General features: G+C 68.1%; 2 protein-coding genes. One reads left to right on the forward strand and one right to left on the reverse strand.

The window, feature by feature from the left end; translation table 11 throughout:
* Positions 1-746 (reverse strand): glycosyltransferase (locus tag AC1DWF_RS32235; RefSeq protein ID WP_476842598.1); only part of this gene is annotated, 746 nt, incomplete at its 3' end.
* Positions 747-848: 102 nt separating this feature from the next.
* On the opposite strand from AC1DWF_RS32235, the gene AC1DWF_RS32240 reads away from it, so the two are divergent.
* On the forward strand, positions 849-1,145 hold a 297-nt coding region (locus tag AC1DWF_RS32240; RefSeq protein WP_476842599.1), incomplete at its 3' end, for a sugar phosphate nucleotidyltransferase.

The raw sequence follows: 1,145 nt of genomic DNA on the forward strand, positions 1-1,145 counted from the left end.
ACGGACATCGTCTCGTCCATCGGCTCGGCCGGTGGGAAGACGGGCTGGTAGGTGTTGGTGATGCGGTCCCCGGCGATACCGAACTGCTCGATGATGTCCTGCCGCGCATGCTCCGACACCGTGACGATATGCTCGGCGTCGCGCACCAGGATCCGCAGCGTGTTCAGCCAGCGCGACTTGATGTCGAGCGTCGCCCAGGGCAGCCGCAACGGGATCAGGTCATGGATGGTGTAGATGTTGCGCGCGCCCACCAGCCGCATGGCGTGGCTGTAGGTCCAGTGCATGAGCTCAGGCGGCCTGCCCTGGACCCGCACCGGCAGCAGCCGCTTGGTCACGGAAAAATTCACCAGCGCCCGGCCGAAGGCGTCGTTGGCGTTCCATAGCTCGTCCACCGGCGGCAGGCTGGCCGTGGTGAAGCTCCTGTAGGTGATGGCGGAGGTGGCGCTGCTGTCCACCATGCGCGAGATCTGCACCGGCTGGGCCAGCGGTCCGCGCGGCTCCTTCGCCATGTCGATCAGCCGCTGCCGCAGCGAACGGTTGGGCCGGGCGCGGGCGTCGAAGAAGCGCACCTCCCGTTCCGTCGCGTCCTTGAGCCGCGGCATGGGCCGGCCGTAGAGGATGCCCAGATTGGCGCCGAGCCCCCGCAGCGTGGCCGCATGGCCCCGCGAATAGGTGGAGATGCCGGTGCCATGGGAATGGGTGAGCGAGAAGCCGTCCATCCAGATACGAGGGGAATCACCGAGCATGCACCCACCTTGCCTTCGCGGCGACAAGGCGACAAGGCTGCCATGAAATCACCCGCATCTGCCGGCACATCCTCGCCCCGAGACACAGGAATGCTCTGCCACATGAGTGCAACCGACATCGTTCCCGTCATTCTCTCGGGCGGAACGGGCAGCCGGCTCTGGCCGCTGTCGCGCGAGTCGAATCCCAAGCAGTTCTGGCCGCTGCTGACGGGGCGCACGATGGTGCAGGAGACGGCCCATCGCGCCTCCGGCCCTGGCTTCGCGCCGCCGATCGCCGTGGTGGGCGAGGCGCACCGCTTCCTGGTGGCCGAGCAGTTGCGCGACGCCGGCATCGCCAATCCGCAGATCATCCTGGAGCCGGAGGGCCGCAACTCCGCCCCGGCCATCGCGACCGCCGCC

It is taken from the genome of Aminobacter sp. P4_D5 (genome assembly GCF_056401815.1).